General features: G+C 39.2%; 13 protein-coding genes. All 13 read right to left on the bottom strand.

All coding sequences use genetic code 11. The annotated features are described in order from the left end of the window. Positions 1-4: 4 nt before the first annotated feature. The 13 genes from BM098_RS06895 to BM098_RS06835 all read right to left on the bottom strand — a co-directional run bounded on the left by BM098_RS06895 (position 5) and on the right by BM098_RS06835 (position 15,566). Positions 5-745, bottom strand: a complete 741-nt coding sequence (locus BM098_RS06895; protein ID WP_089831764.1) for a tetratricopeptide repeat protein — start codon at positions 743-745, stop codon at positions 5-7. A 73-nt stretch (positions 746-818) separates the two neighbouring features. Continuing rightward, a complete protein-coding gene (locus tag BM098_RS06890) occupies positions 819-2,384 on the bottom strand; it encodes an FAD-dependent oxidoreductase (RefSeq protein WP_089831762.1) in 1,566 nt (521 codons plus the stop codon). Further along, the gene (locus BM098_RS06885) at positions 2,385-2,867 is read right to left on the bottom strand and encodes an acyltransferase (RefSeq protein ID WP_089831761.1); all 483 of its coding nucleotides are present in this window, start codon (positions 2,865-2,867) and stop codon (positions 2,385-2,387) included. Next, positions 2,840-3,508 (bottom strand): pyrophosphatase PpaX, encoded by a 669-nt coding sequence (gene ppaX / locus BM098_RS06880; RefSeq protein ID WP_089831759.1) that lies wholly within the window; start codon positions 3,506-3,508, stop codon positions 2,840-2,842. The genes BM098_RS06885 and ppaX overlap by 28 nt, the downstream gene beginning before the upstream one ends. A gap of 8 nt (positions 3,509-3,516) precedes the next feature. Further along, positions 3,517-4,446, bottom strand: coding sequence for a nucleoside recognition domain-containing protein (locus BM098_RS06875; protein ID WP_089831757.1), 930 nt, complete (start codon positions 4,444-4,446; stop codon positions 3,517-3,519). A 71-nt stretch (positions 4,447-4,517) separates the two neighbouring features. Beyond that, complete coding sequence (lgt, locus tag BM098_RS06870) at positions 4,518-5,348, bottom strand: prolipoprotein diacylglyceryl transferase (protein WP_089831754.1); 831 nt, start codon at positions 5,346-5,348, stop codon at positions 4,518-4,520. Between the two features lie 32 nt (positions 5,349-5,380). Next, a complete protein-coding gene (hprK, locus tag BM098_RS06865; RefSeq protein WP_089831752.1) occupies positions 5,381-6,331 on the bottom strand; it encodes an HPr(Ser) kinase/phosphatase in 951 nt (316 codons plus the stop codon). Between the two features lie 114 nt (positions 6,332-6,445). After that, positions 6,446-8,185, bottom strand: a complete 1,740-nt coding sequence (gene pabB / locus BM098_RS06860; protein WP_089831749.1) for an aminodeoxychorismate synthase component I — start codon at positions 8,183-8,185, stop codon at positions 6,446-6,448. Positions 8,186-8,336: 151 nt separating this feature from the next. Further along, positions 8,337-8,681: a phage holin family protein gene (locus BM098_RS06855; protein ID WP_089831747.1), complete on the bottom strand. Its 345-nt coding sequence runs from the start codon at positions 8,679-8,681 to the stop codon at positions 8,337-8,339. Further along, positions 8,681-8,878: a PspC domain-containing protein gene (locus tag BM098_RS06850; RefSeq protein ID WP_089831745.1), complete on the bottom strand. Its 198-nt coding sequence runs from the start codon at positions 8,876-8,878 to the stop codon at positions 8,681-8,683. Before BM098_RS06850 ends, BM098_RS06855 begins: the two co-directional genes overlap by 1 nt. Positions 8,879-8,968: 90 nt before the next feature. After that, positions 8,969-11,794, bottom strand: coding sequence for an excinuclease ABC subunit UvrA (gene uvrA, locus BM098_RS06845; RefSeq protein WP_089831743.1), 2,826 nt, complete (start codon positions 11,792-11,794; stop codon positions 8,969-8,971). A 5-nt stretch (positions 11,795-11,799) separates the two neighbouring features. Beyond that, entirely contained in the window at positions 11,800-13,776 is a 1,977-nt protein-coding gene (gene uvrB / locus BM098_RS06840) for an excinuclease ABC subunit UvrB (protein ID WP_089831741.1), read from the bottom strand. Between the two features lie 206 nt (positions 13,777-13,982). Then, entirely contained in the window at positions 13,983-15,566 is a 1,584-nt protein-coding gene (locus BM098_RS06835) for a peptide chain release factor 3 (protein ID WP_089831739.1), read from the bottom strand. Positions 15,567-15,642 lie beyond the last annotated feature (76 nt).

Genomic DNA, 15,642 nt, shown 5'->3' with positions numbered 1-15,642 from the left:
ATATTTACTTTCCTTCGTCCACTGATTTGCTCATATGTTGTTCTAACCATGGCGCTTTCTTGTTAATCAGTTGTGTATGACGCCGTTTTGCCTCTTCAAACAACGCTTCGGCTTCGGTCACTTTTCCATGTCGGTAAAGTGCTAGTGCGTAGTACTTATAGTAATCAACATGGTGTTTAACCGTCCGATGCTGCAAGCGGTTAAAACGTATGACTGCCTCATCTTCATGCCCTGCTAAGGTATAACCAATTGCTACTTTAAGCGCTTGTTCTTGGTGCATCGGATAGACGCCCTTAAAACTGGCCACAATCTCATTTAATTTTTCTTCTTCACCTAAAGCTCGATAAAAAAACATTAAATTAAAGCGCGCATAAAGCTGGTCTGGTTCTATGATAAGTGCGGTTTCTTCTTCTTTTAACATCGCTTTTTGTTCACCGTTAAAAAATCGCGCAAAACGTGATTGAAAATGAAATAAATCATATTCCGGGAACAATTCTAACGCTTCTTCTAATATTGTCACTGCTTTTAAATAATCTTCATGTTGGAGATAATAAAAAGCTGTCTCCTGGTACATTAATAAATCGTCTTCGTCTTCAAAGACATCTATTTCTTCTTTTAAGGCTAAATCAAACTTTCTCTTATAAAAGGCGTCCACGCCTTTTGTAAAGAAAAAATCTCCATCATGAATAAATGGAATAATTTTTGTAGGTAAGGTTGGGTCTGACATTTCATTTTCCACAGTCATTTAATACCCCTTTTATACATAATGTTCTTTCAACGTAAGTATAGCATAGTCAATAGTATTCGCACACCATTTATCAAAAACCTAATAGGCGACGTTCCGTCATGAATTGATTGACTTCACGCTCATAATAGGACCGCTCCTCTTTCGTCCACGCAAGACGATATTCCATAAATCTTATTATTTGTAAAATGATAGGTCCTTGTATTGAATAATCAAACACACCTAAGCGTAATCGTCGCTGAATAAAGTCCGATGCCTTATATACCCCCTCAAACTCAATCGTGTAAAGCAGTTCAATAAATAAATGCCTCGGGATGGGATAATCGTCCAATAATCTGTAAACATCACGACTTAATCGTTCAAAATGCAATTGATCGATTTGATATCTATTCATCAGCTGCAAGACTTTAGCTTCGTCCTTTGAAGGTTTTGTCCATTCTTTCAACACATCTGCCGATACAATTCTTGTTTTCGTATTTGATTGTTCATACAAAATGGCTGACTCTGATTTGAATTGTTTAGTTACTTCATCGCCAATCTTTTCGGCATATTGACGATAATTCGAAATAGAACTCCCAGTTACTGTAAGAACGTTATGACTTGATCTGTAAAAATTAAAAGGTGTTTTTTCAGCATCTGTATCAACTTCACTCGTTGTTTTAAACGTAAAAACATGATTAATGTCCAAAGTTATCTCCGGAAGTACACGTTCAATTTCCGCTTTCACTTCAAGTAAAACGGCTTTAGTAGAAAGTATAGCACCGCTAGGTCGAACCGTACTCACTAACACGCCTTGGTCTCTTGGAATGAGTGTTACTGTATAAGAATATAATCCTTGTTTAATAATGACCGGGAAATTTATGGTTAGTTCTGATTTAGGCACTAGCCACTGATATTTCTTGCGAGGTGTCAGCGTTAACGGTTTCTTTTGTATACGGTTGTGTAGTTCTGGACTATCTAAGCCAGTCGCATTCACAACTTTTTTAGTATGAATAACATTTATTTCACCTGTGACTTGGTCTTCAACAAACACACTACATAAATCATCACCTAACCGATTCACATCGGTTACCATTACGTAATTAATCGCATCGGCATTAAGAGCTACACTTGCTTTTATTAAATCAATCGTTACTCTAGCAGTATCAATAACAGGGACCGTTGTATGTATCAGCGTTCCAACAGCTTCAAATTGCTGTTTTTGCGTTAAAGATAATTTGACCGAGGCAACCGGCTTATCTATCGCACGTTTCTTAAATAACGGTCTCAACTTTTTGGTGATTTCTGATGTAACAGGAATCTCCGCCGCGATTAGTTCAATCGCCGGTAAAAACTGAAAAGCTCTACCTAGGTTTTGATTTAATTGATATAATTCTTGTTTCTTTTGTTTGGGTAACGTTTGATAGGTATTTTTATCATAAACAAGTAAATCAAAACTCTCAGATGCACCCGAAGCATAATCATTTTTTTCAATTAGTAGTGTCTTTAAACCACGCATCTGTAAATCAAATAAAATACTTGCCCCGGTTAAACCGCCACCTATCACAATCACATCATAGCTTGTCTCGAGTAGCTGTCGCATTGTCTCTTCTCGATTTGTATTTGTTAACTTCACCGCAATCCCTTCTTTACTTTCCATCTATTTTGTTTCAGTAATCATAACTGGATTTCCTTTCGCGAAGGCATAGGCGGGTATGTCTTTTGAAACAACCGTTCCCGCCGCAACTGTCGCTCCATCACCGATTCTCACACCTGGTAAAATCGTGCAATTCGCGCCAATCATCACCTCATCACCAATGGTGACGTAACCTAACCGATATTCATTGATCAAATATTCATGAGTAAGAATGGTTGTATTATAGCCAATAATACTGTTGTGTCCTACCGTAATCCGCTCAGGAAACATGAGGTCGACCATCACCATTAAGGCGAAAGACGTTTGTTTCCCCACATCCATTCTTAATAATGTACGGTATAGCCAGTTCTTCACAGGTAAGAATGGTGTGTACCTTGCAAGTTGAATCACCACAAAATTCTTCATTACCTTAAAAAATGAGACCGTTTGATATAGTTGCCATAAACTATTGGATCCCTCTATTTTAAATCGTTCTGTTTGTCGCATGAGTCCACCTCTAAAATAGCTAACAGATCTTTTAACTCTTCTAACATATAGTCCGGTTTGAAGCTTGCTAAAAAGTCTTTCCCTTTTATTGTCCAAGACACGCCCGCTGTTTTGGTCCCCGCATTTTGTCCCGCTTCAATGTCGTGTGAATTATCCCCTACCATAAGGGCATGGATCGGTGTTTCACCGAGCGCGTCTAGTGCTTTTAATACCGGTTCTGGATGTGGTTTAGCATGATCGACTTCATTTAAACCAATGATGACATCAAAATAAGGTGTAAGACCGGTAATTTCTAAACCGAGTCTAGCCGTATCCGTCATCTTCGTTGTTACAATCGCTAATTTATATCCTAACTCATGGAGACGTTTAATTGTATCGACTACTGTAGGATACGCTTTCACATACGTTTCGTGCTCACCAATATTATGTTCACGATACGTATCCATCATTGCTTCTGCTTGTGACGGGTCTATACTTGTTAAACTTTCAATTAATGGTGGTCCGATGAACGGTAAAATTTCTTCTTTTGTATAGTCTTTCTTCGTATGCTTTTTCAATGTGTGTGTAAATGATGCAATAATTAAAGCATTCGTATCAATTAATGTTCCGTCTAAATCAAATAATAATGTAGTAATCATAATACCCTCCGCTAAATAATTTGTTTATTTTTTTCAACTTCTGTCCAGATAATACTTACAATACGAGTTAGAATGATGGCTGTCAATAAGCGAATAAAAAACAGTGGCAATACGGGAATTCCAAGCGGAATAAATATCAACGTATCCTCTACGACGGCATGACAACTGACCAAAAAGATAAAACTTAAATACATATCTTTTTTCTCTACATGATCGTCCTTAATTGCCTCAACCATCACACCTGCACCAAAAGCAAGTCCAATGGTGAGTCCAGCTACTAACGTCATCGCTGCGTTACTTTTAATGCCTAGTAGCCGGGTAAATGGTGAAAGCCATTCAGTCAACGTATCGAGCCAACCTAAGTCACGAAACAGTTGCATCACAATCATCAATGGCACAACAATAATCGCTAATCCCCATACACTATCAAATGCAGTCGTTAATGCATGCATAATAATATTAATGACACCTGATACTGCTCCTTCCTGTGCTTCTTCAAATGAATACTGCGCGAGTGTTTGTTTAAATGGCACGAAGTGATGAATCACAAGAGCTGAAAGAAAAGCTAAGCTCAACCGAATCACAATCACAATGTACCATCTAACCCCAACCTTAACCGCGACCGTTGATTCGACAAATAAGTTATGTGCAAAACTCAACATCACGGCTAAAATAAATACCTGTTTCACAGTAAAGTCAAAAGAAATAATCGCCGCGATCCCGGCATATAAATTCAACGAAAATCCCAATACTAGTGGCACGCTTGCTTCTCCTGGTAAACCAATGCCACTCATAAGCGGCTCAATTAGATGAATAAAATAGGGTAGGACTGGTGTGTATCGCAGTAATGTTAGGATTAATGTAATAGGAAAAATCACTTTACTCAATGTCCACGTGACACTTAGGCCTTTATGTAAACCTCTTGTTAGAATAGTCTTCATCGTTTCCCCCAAAATGCTTATGTTCGTTATCTTAAAAGAAACCTGTTGAAACAAATCAACAGGTTAATAAATTATTTGCGTTTTTTACCATTGTAATGAACAGTAATCCAATTTTTCTTCCGATTAAGGTACATCAGAACAATCCCCACAATAATTAATACAATCGAAATAACTTGTGCTGTTCTCAAATTACCAACAACATATAAACTATCAGTTCGCATACCTTCAATAAAGAACCGGCCAACTGAATAACCCATCACATACGTTAAGAAAATATCCCCGCGTAATGGATTCACTCGACGTAAATATAGCAACAGACCAAAAATGATTAAGTTCCAAACGGACTCATATAAAAAGGTCGGATGGTATAACACACCCTCAATCGTCATTTGATTTTCAATAAACGACGGTAAGTATTGTAAAAATGTATCATAAGCCCAATCGGATACTGGACCACCATGTGCTTCTTGATTCATAAAGTTTCCCCAACGGCCAATGGCTTGACCGATAATAATACTTGGCGCGGCAATATCCGCAAGTTTATAGAAAGGTATCCCCCGCTTTTTACAGAAATAATAGGCGAAAATCACTGAACCAATAAGAGCTCCGTGAATGGCGATGCCACCTTCCCAAACCGCAAACGGTGCCCACCATTCACGGCCCGTGTAGCGGTCCCATTCAAAAATTACATAATACAGTCGAGCAGACACAATCGCAATTGGTAACGCCCAAACAATTAAGTCCGTAAATGTATCATCTTTCAAACCGAGACGCACACTTTCTTTCGTTCCAAGGATGAGTCCGATGACAACACCCGTTACGATAATGATTGCATACCAATAAATCGTAATCGGCCCAATATCTAAAAAGATTGGACTTAACGCTTGATTTAAACTAAACACATTATTTCCTCCTAACAACTAATGACACGCATTTAAAACTCTTTATTTTGTTCTAAGTTATGTTTTTCTGATTCAATCGTCTCAGCTAACCGTGCGGTAAATTCTTCTGCAGCATTTAAACCGAGGCGCTTCAAACGGAAATTCATTGCCGCAACTTCAATAATAACAGCAACGTTACGACCAGGGCGTACAGGAATTGTTGCTTTTGGTATTTCAACATCAATAATTTTTAGCGTCTCTTCTTCCATTCCGATGCGGTCATATTGCTTCTTTTCATCCCAATTTTCTAGGTTAATGACATAATCAATCTCTTTATGAGAACGCACCGCGCTTGCACCAAACAGTGTCATGACATTAATAATGCCTAGCCCTCTAATTTCAAGTAAATGTTCAATCAGTTTAGGACTTTTTCCAATTAAACGATCATAATCTTCTTGTCTAATTTCAACCGAGTCATCCGCAACGAGACGGTGCCCACGCTTTACTAGTTCAAGGGCAGTCTCACTTTTACCTACACCACTTTGACCCATAATCATCACACCAACCCCGTGAATATCAACAAGGACACCATGAATAGCAGTAAACGGAGCAAATCGCGCTTCTAAAAAGTTCGTTAAACGACTAACAACTCGGGTGGTTTTATATGGTGAACGTAACAACGGAACACCTTTTTCATTGCACGCTTCGATAATTTCTTTTGGAATATCCATCCCTCTTGTAATAACGATACAAGGTGTCACTTTTGAACATAACTTGAGTGACCGTGCTTTACGTTCCTCAGATGTTAATTCATTAAAGTATGACAACTCTGTCTTACCTAAGATCTGCAATCTTGCTTTTGGATAATATCTAAAATAACCCGTAAGTTCAATTCCTGGTCGTGAAATATCACTCATGATAAATTCACGATCAAGTCCGTCTTCTCCAGCAACAAGCTCGAGTTTAAACTCATCAAATAAATCTTTTGTTTGTACTTTAGCCATGGTGAATCCACCTTCTTTCTAAATTGTTCATTTATGCATACTTCTTATAAACCTTTTCCGTGTAATGACATGTGCGTACATACTACATTGTAGCACGAAATAGCCCGGTAAGCATTAACTAAACCCTGGCTTTAGCGATACTTCCACCATGCCTCTGACACTATTAGTGATATACACTTTTTCTGCTTGTTTTAAATCCATGAGTGTTAAAACTTTCTCCATCACTTTGTTCTCATCAAGGAGTTGTTGACGATAAATCCCTGGTAAACAACCTGAGGAAACAGGGGGTGTATATAATAGACCATTTAGTTGAACAACGACGTTTCCAATCGTAAACTCAGTTAACTCACTGGTTTCATTATATAATAACGTTGAAAAGTTATCAGGTGCTTTCACTTCACAAGCTTGATAGTGGCTGCGATAAGTGGTTTTATAACGGCTAAACAAATGATGCCTGGCAATAGGTTGTTTGGCCACATAACAGACAACTGGCTCCACCATTTTTTTAGTTTCAATCACATCTACAGATAACTGTCCTATCTTATCAATAAGCCACCTTACTTTATATTGCCCTGCTGGATGATTCGTCTCAAGCTGTTCTTTTGCCGCTTTCATTTGTTGTAAATCAAGTGGATAGCCAAAAGTTTCTGCTGATTGCATTAAGCGACGTAAGTGTTGATCAAATCTTTCGATAACCCCGTCCTTTAAAGAAAATGATTCTAACAAGTAAAACTCAGGTATATCAATATCTAACACGTTTGCCTTTGTTTGCACTTCCTCGTATTCTGCGGTGTCAGTTGAGTCCCACGTAATGCCACCACCTACACCATAGGTTGCCTCATGTGTGAGATCGTCAATGGTAACGGTTCGAATCGGCACATTAAATACCGCTTCTTTATTAGGTGTAAGGTAACCGATGGCACCACAATAAACACCACGAGGGGATGATTCTAATGCTGCAATGTAGGCCATCGTTTTAATTTTCGGTGCACCCGTGATTGAGCCACAAGGAAACAGTGCTTTGAACCAGTCAATCAGACCATGCGTTTCATCCAACGTTGCTTCTACCGTCGATGTCATTTGATGCACAGTTGGGTATGTTTCAACCGATAACAACCGAGAAGCAGTTACCGAGCCTTTGGTTGCGAGTCTGCCCAAGTCATTTCTTAATAGATCTACAATCATCATATTTTCTGCGCGTTCTTTGTCTGATGAGGTTAAATGTTGTTTGTTTTGTCTATCTTCATCGAGTGTCTTCCCCCGTTTACTCGTGCCTTTCATTGGTTTTGTCGTGATACGTGACTGCTTGACGTCGAAAAATAACTCCGGTGATAATGATAAGATATGCTGCGTATCATATTGTAAATAAGCGCTATAATTTCCTTGTTGCTTCTCTTTCAACATTAAATAATAACCATAAGGATCACCAAAGAATTTAGTCAGTAACCGAACGGTATAATTGACCTGATATGTATCCCCTTGTCTAATCGCTTCTTTTATTTGATGTATGTTATCTTGATACGTTATTTCATCCTCATTAATCTGCCACGGATGAACATAAAAAGGTAACCCTTCACCTTTTCTTTCAACAGCTGGCGCATCAAAACTCGCAAATAACAGTAAGGGCTGACTTGTATCTTGCACGTCATAATGATCATCAAAAGCAGGGGCTGCTTCATAGGCAAGATAACCAGCTACATAAAGGCCGTCACGGTGAGCCTGCTCTACTTCTTCTAAGGTCGGTATAACATCCTCTATTACGGACGTTTGCCACACCTGTTTAGGCTCGGTAAAGACAAGCGATTCATTACCCTTATTTGGTTCATTAAAATCAAACTGAAAATAAAGAGACATACCACTCCTGCTTTCTATCCTAAACTAGTCATTTCTAACATACGTCTTATCATATCAAATCTCTAACCGACATGCGATAAAGTCAACTCGAAAAAATATTTATGAGAAAAACAAGTCAGACACCAGTGGCATCTGACTTATTGACGGCTTATTATTTATCATTTAAGCCCTTTTGTAATACCATATTAATGAATGAGATGACGATTGAAGCCAGGATTGCTAATCCGAAGCTCTCGATTACAAAACCACTACCAATAATAGCTTGAGCAAGCATCAACGTAATGGCATTAATTATAAACATAAATAACCCAAGCGTTAGAATCGTAATTGGTAAGGTAAGGATGACTAAAATCGGTTTAATAATCGCATTCAGCAGGGTTAAGATGACGGCAGCGAGGATTGCAATCCAAAACGATTCAATATAAAAACCATCAAATAAGTAGCCTGCAGTAATAATCGCCAGTGCTTGTAATGTTAATGAAAGTATCCAACGCATCAGTTATACACGTCACTTTTTGGGATAATAATCGCTGCGGCGATATAGAAAATGCTTGGCATACCTGCGGTGAACAATAGAATCCCAACAAAAGCTAGTCTGACCCAGGTAGGATCGACGTTAAAGTACTCTGCTAATCCACCTAAGACACCTGCCAACATCACATCTTGGTTGGATCGATATAATTTTTTACTCATCTGTCATTCCTCCATTCAATACAATTCATATGACTAATCAGTCGTTTATTTATTCCTTTTTTTATGACTATTTAAACATAACGTGTAAATCTAAGCTTTAGTTAATAGCGGAGCTAAATATTTCCCTGTGTAAGACGCCTTATGTTCACTGATAAATTCAGGTGTACCTGTCGCCACGATGGTACCACCACGGTCGCCCCCTTCAGGGCCTAAATCAATTAAATAATCACAGGTTTTAATGACATCTAAATTGTGCTCAATAATTAAAACTGTGTCACCATTTTCAACAAGACGATTTAATACTTCTAATAACCGGGAAATATCATCGACATGTAACCCCGTTGTCGGTTCATCCAAGATATAGAGTGTTTTACCGTTAGAGCGTTTGTGTAATTCACTCGCCAGTTTCACCCGCTGTGCTTCCCCGCCAGAGAGGGTTGTGGCTGGCTGACCTAGTCTCACATAACCAAGGCCTACATCATAGATTGTTTGGAGCTTACGTTTAATTTTAGGAATATTTTTAAAGAAATCAAGCGCTTCTTCAATTGTCATCTCTAACACATCCGCAATATTTTTTCCCTTATATTTTACTTCTAATGTTTCACGATTATACCTTCTACCATCACATACTTCACAAGGAACATAGACATCGGGTAAGAAGTGCATTTCTATTTTAATAATCCCATCACCCCGACATGCTTCACAACGCCCACCTTTCACATTAAAACTAAAGCGGCCCTTTTTATAGCCTCTTACTTTCGCTTCGTTTGTTTGGGCGAAGACATCACGAATATCATCAAACACTCCCGTGTAGGTCGCTGGATTTGACCGTGGTGTTCGACCAATTGGTGATTGGTCGATGTCAATCACTTTTTCTAGATATTCATACCCTTCTAACTTTTCATGCTTGCCCGGTCGTTGTTTCGACCGATTGAGCAACTGAGCTAGTCTTTTATGAACAATTTGATTAATTAATGAGCTTTTACCGGAACCAGACACGCCGGTGACACCTGTCATTAACCCAATGGGTATATCAACATCGACATGCTTTAAATTATTCTCATATGCGCCCTTAACACTCAAGCAGCGCTCATCCGGGATACGTCGTTCTTTCGGTACGTGGATTTGTTTTTTTCCGGACAGATATTGACCGGTTAGTGACTTTTTATTAGCCATTACTTGTTTAGGCGTCCCCTGGGCAACAATTTCTCCCCCGTGTTCACCCGCACCAGGACCAATATCAATGAGGTGATCAGCCGCAAGCATCGTATCTTCATCATGCTCCACAACAATAAGGGTATTACCTAAATCACGCATGTTTTTTAACGTCCCAATTAACCGGTCATTATCTCGTTGATGTAAACCAATCGATGGCTCATCCAGCACATATAAGACACCGGTCAGTGCCGAACCGATTTGCGTTGCTAGACGAATTCGCTGTGCTTCACCACCTGAAAGTGTCCCGGCTTTTCTGGACAGTGTTAAATAATCAAGTCCAACATTAATGAGAAAACTTAAGCGTTCATCTAATTCTTTTAAAATGAGCTTCGCAATTTGTTGTTCTTGTTCAGTTAAGGTTAATGTTTGAAAGAAATCACGGGCTTCTGTCACCGGCAAGTTAGTAATCTCACCAATATGGCGGTCATTAATCAACACTGCACGGGCTTCATCATTTAAACGATACCCGCTACACGTTGGGCAGTCAGACTCGGCCATGTATTTCTCCATTTGTTCACGAATATAGTCAGACGATGTCTCTTTAAACCGGCGTTCAATGTTATTTAATACGCCTTCAAATTCAATTTTTGTATCACGCGTCATGCCGTAATCATTTTCGTATTTAAAGCGAATTTTCGTTTTACCACTACCATGTAAAATCTTATTCATATGTTTTTTCGGTAAATCTTTAACTGGCGTATCCATATCTATACCGTAATGGTCACAGACGCTTTTAAGTAATTGAGGGTAGTACTGAGAGCTCGTTGGTTGCCAAGCCACAATAGCCCCTTCATTCAGTGTTAATGTTTTGTCCGGAACCACTAAATCAAGATCTACTTCTTTTTTATGTCCCAAGCCATCACATGTTGGACAAGCACCGTAGGGTGCATTAAAGGAGAAAAGACGCGGTTCGAGCTCCGAGATAGAAAAACCACAAATTGGGCACGCATGTCGTTCGCTAAACGGCAGCTCTTCTTGTCCAATGACATCAACAATTAATTGACCTTCACCAAGTTTAAGAGCCGTCTCAACAGAATCACTCAAACGAGTTTTAATACCTTCTTTAATGACAATTCGGTCAACAACAACTTCAATGGTGTGCTTTTTCGTTTTTTCTAACTGAATATCGTCGGTGATTTCCACCATCTCACCGTCAATCCGAAGCCGGACATACCCCTCTTTTTGTAAGTTTTCTAATACTTTGATATGTTCCCCTTTACGGCCCGATATAACCGGGGCGAGTAGCTGGAGTTTTGAGCGTTCCTCTAGCGCCAGAATTTTATCAACGATTTCTTCAACCGATTGTGATGCTATTTCAGCACCATGAATCGGACACGTTGGGTGACCAATTCTTGCCCATAACAGTCGCATGTAATCATAAATTTCTGTTACCGTCGCAACTGTTGAACGTGGGTTATTACTCGTTGTTTTCTGATCAATGGAAATCGCTGGCGATAACCCTTCAATGGTATCAACATCTGGCTTATCCATCTGACCTAAAAACTGTCTCGCATAAGCTGATAATGACTCAACATAACGGCGTTGTCCTTCAGCGTAAATCGTATCAAAGGCAAGTGAAGATTTACCTGAACCTGATAAGCCCGTTAAGACAACAAGCTTATCTTTGGGAATATCAATATCGATGTTTTTCAAGTTGTGCACACGCGCACCCTTAATTGATATCTGTTTTTTTACCAATACACTCATCCTTCCGCTTTCAATTCAAAGACTAAGTCACGCAATTCTGCCGCTTTTTCAAAGTTTAAGTCTTTGGCAGCTTGCTTCATTTCTACTTCCATTTGTTCGATAAAGACGGCACGTTCTTTCTTTGTCATCTCATCAATATTTATTTTCGGTAACGTATCATCATCCATCGCTTCAACGGTTGCGCGAATCACATCACGTACTTCTTTATTAATCGTTTTCGGTGTAATACCGTGTATTTCATTGTAAGTCATCTGCTTTTCACGACGGCGTTCAGTTTCATCAATCGCCCGGCGCATCGAATCAGTCACACGATTGGCATACATGATGACCTGACCATTCTCATTACGTGCTGCGCGCCCCATTGTTTGAATAAGCGCACGATCTGAACGTAAGAAACCTTCTTTGTCGGCATCTAAAATTGCGACAAGCGATACTTCTGGGATATCTATCCCTTCTCGTAATAAGTTAATCCCAATTAAAACGTCATATTTACCAACTCGTAAATCCCGAATAATTTCAATCCGTTCTAACGTTTTAATTTCCGAGTGCAAGTAAGCGACTTTTATCCCGATTTCTTTTAAATAATCCGTTAAATCTTCAGACATTTTTTTCGTCAAGGTTGTGATTAACACCCGTTCATTCTGTTTTGCTCGGAGGTTAATTTCATGAATCAAGTCATCAATCTGTCCTTCAATCGGTCTGACATCAACCGAAGGATCAAGCAGTCCGGTCGGTCTAATAATCTGTTCAACCATTTCCGGTGTATGCTCTAACTCATAAGGACCAGGTGTAGCTGAGACGAAAATAAGTTGATTAGCTTTTTCTTCAAACTCCGTAAACGTCAATGGACGGTTATCTAAGGCTGACGGTAGTCTAAATCCGTGATCAACAAGGACTTGTTTACGCGCCTTATCACCATTAAACATGCCGCGTATCTGTGGTAAGGTTACGTGTGACTCATCAACAACAATTAAGAAGTCATCTGGAAAGTAGTCAATCAATGTATAAGGTGTTGAACCTGCTTCACGCAACGTTAAGTGGCGCGAATAATTTTCAATCCCGGAACAAAAACCCATCTCCTCCATCATTTCTAAGTCATAGCGGGTGCGTTGTTCAATGCGTTGGGCTTCAATTAATTTATCATGTTCTTTAAAGTGTTTTACTTGTTCTTTCATTTCAGCTTCAATATTTTTCATCGCAATTTTTAATTTATCTTCACCAGTCACAAAGTGAGAAGCTGGGAAAATCGCGATATGTTCACGATCACCTAAAATCTCCCCTGTTAAAGCATCAACTTCTCTAATTCGATCAATTTCATCCCCGAAAAATTCAATTCTCACACAATGTTCTTCTCTCGAGGCTGGAATGATTTCCACCGAATCACCTCTCACTCTAAATGTACCCCGCTGAAAATCAATATCATTGCGTGCATATTGAATATCAACCAATTCTCGCAACAATTGGTCACGGTCTTTATCCATACCGACTCGAAGACTCAAGACTTGTGAACGGTATTCTTCTGGTGAACCTAAACCGTAAATACACGATACACTTGCGACGATCAATACATCCTCTCGTTCAAATAATGATGACGTTGCTGAGTGGCGTAATTTGTCAATTTCATCATTAATCGACGCATCTTTTTCGATAAACGTGTCTGTTGAGGGAACGTATGCCTCTGGTTGATAGTAATCATAGTAACTAACAAAATATTCAACCGCATTATTCGGGAAAAATTCTTTAAATTCACTGTATAGTTGACCTGCGAGGGTCTTATTATGTGCAATCACGAGCGTGGGCTTTTTCACTTCGGTTACGAGATTAGATACCGTAAAAGTTTTACCCGTCCCTGTTGCTCCAAGTAACGTTTGCATCCGTTTATTTTCGTTAACACCCTTAACAAGGGCATCAATCGCCTTTGGTTGGTCACCTGCGGGCTGATAATGTGAGGTAAGCTCAAAAGATTGAGACATTTTCTTTCCTCCGTTCTTTTCACTTATATTGTTTACCTTTCGACACTTCGTGTAAACCTATTATACACAATTATCAATTAAAAAGCGAACAAACATTCTTTAATATCATCAACGCTAGTCTTGCTTTTAGTGCTCTTCTTATTGAAGCATGATTTATACTAGAAACCAAATCAAAAGGCTTAGGAGAGTTACTCCTAAGCCTTTTATTATCCTTGATTATATTGATTGACTTCAAATAAATCGATTAATTCAATATCTTTGTGCTTATCGGTGAACCAACGTAAGGCGAAATCATTTTTAAATAAAACTAAAAACTCCCCTTCACGATCTTTTACGAGTAAGTTACGGTCATCAAACAGTGCCGTATCGACTTGGTTATCCGTTAACCAACGCGGAATACGCTCACCAATCGATTCAAACATCACGTCAACATTGTATTCATGTTTCATACGATGTTCAAATACTTGATACTGCAATTCCCCTACAGCACCGATAATATAATTTTCCATCGGGTAAGTCTTAAACAGTTGAATAGCACCTTCTTGAACGAGCTGTTCCAAGCCTTTTTTAAACTGTTTTGATTTCATGACGTTCTTCGCTGTCACGCGCTTAAATAATTCTGGCGGGAATTGTGGTAATTCGTCATATTCAAAGGTTTGTTTACCTTCAAGTAGCGTATCACCAATCCGGTAGACACCTGGGTCATAGATCCCAATAATATCTCCTGGATAAGCTTCATCTACTGTCCCTCGACTTGAGGCGACGAATTGTTGCGTTTGATTTAATTTAAATGCCTTGCCTGTCCGGGGCAAGGTGACGGACATCCCGCGCTCAAACTTTCCAGAACACACACGTAAGAAGGCGACCCGATCACGGTGAGCAGGGTTCATATTGGCTTGAATTTTAAAGATAAAGCCTGAGAATTGTTCCTGTTCAGGCTCTACTAACCCCTCTGTTGTCTTACGCGCTTGAGGCGTTGGCGCTAAATCGATGAACGTGTCAAAGAACGTCTCAACACCAAATGGTGCGAGCGCACTTCCGAAAAATACCGGCGTTTGATCACCTTTTATTACTTTGTCTAAATCAAACTGATCACCCGCTTCATCCAACAACAGCATTTCTTCTTCCGTTTCTTTAAACGTTGGGTCTTCGGTAATGTCTTTATAATCACCACTGTGTAAAGTATCAAACGGAATTAAACTTTCACGCTCACTTCCATTAAACTTAACAAATTGATCATTATACCGATCTAAAATCCCAAGGAATCGTTTCCCCATCCCAACGGGCCAGTTCATCGGATAGGTTTCAATGTCTAAGACTTCCTCAATTTGATCGAGTAGATCAAACGGTTCACGTCCCTCGCGGTCCAATTTATTAATAAACGTAAAAATTGGAATACCACGCATTTTACAGACTTTAAATAATTTAATCGTTTGTGCTTCAATCCCTTTAGTCGCATCAATAATCATAACAACACTATCCACCGCCGTTAGTGTCCGGTAAGTATCTTCACTAAAGTCTTCGTGTCCCGGGGTATCAAGAATATTAACTTTATAGTCTTTATATGGGAAATTCATCACACTTGAGGTAACTGAGATTCCACGTTGTTTCTCAATTTCCATCCAGTCACTCGTCGCAAATTTGCCTGATTTTTTCCCTTTCACCGTTCCAGCTTCTCTAATTAAGTTACCAAACATTAACAATTTTTCGGTCATTGTTGTTTTACCTGCATCCGGGTGGGAAATAATCGCAAACGTTTTTCGCATATCTTTTTCTATTTTTATACTCATTTCTTTTCCTTCTCTCTTTACATTCTAGTCATTTTTAGCGACCACTTATCTTGTATTATTCTAGAAACAATACTCC

It is taken from the genome of Halolactibacillus halophilus, from assembly GCF_900115605.1.
In the GTDB taxonomy this organism is placed as follows: Bacteria; Bacillota; Bacilli; order Bacillales; family Amphibacillaceae; genus Halolactibacillus; species Halolactibacillus halophilus.
Note: the sequence above shows the minus strand (reverse complement) of the source record. Positions and strands in the feature narration are given on the sequence as shown.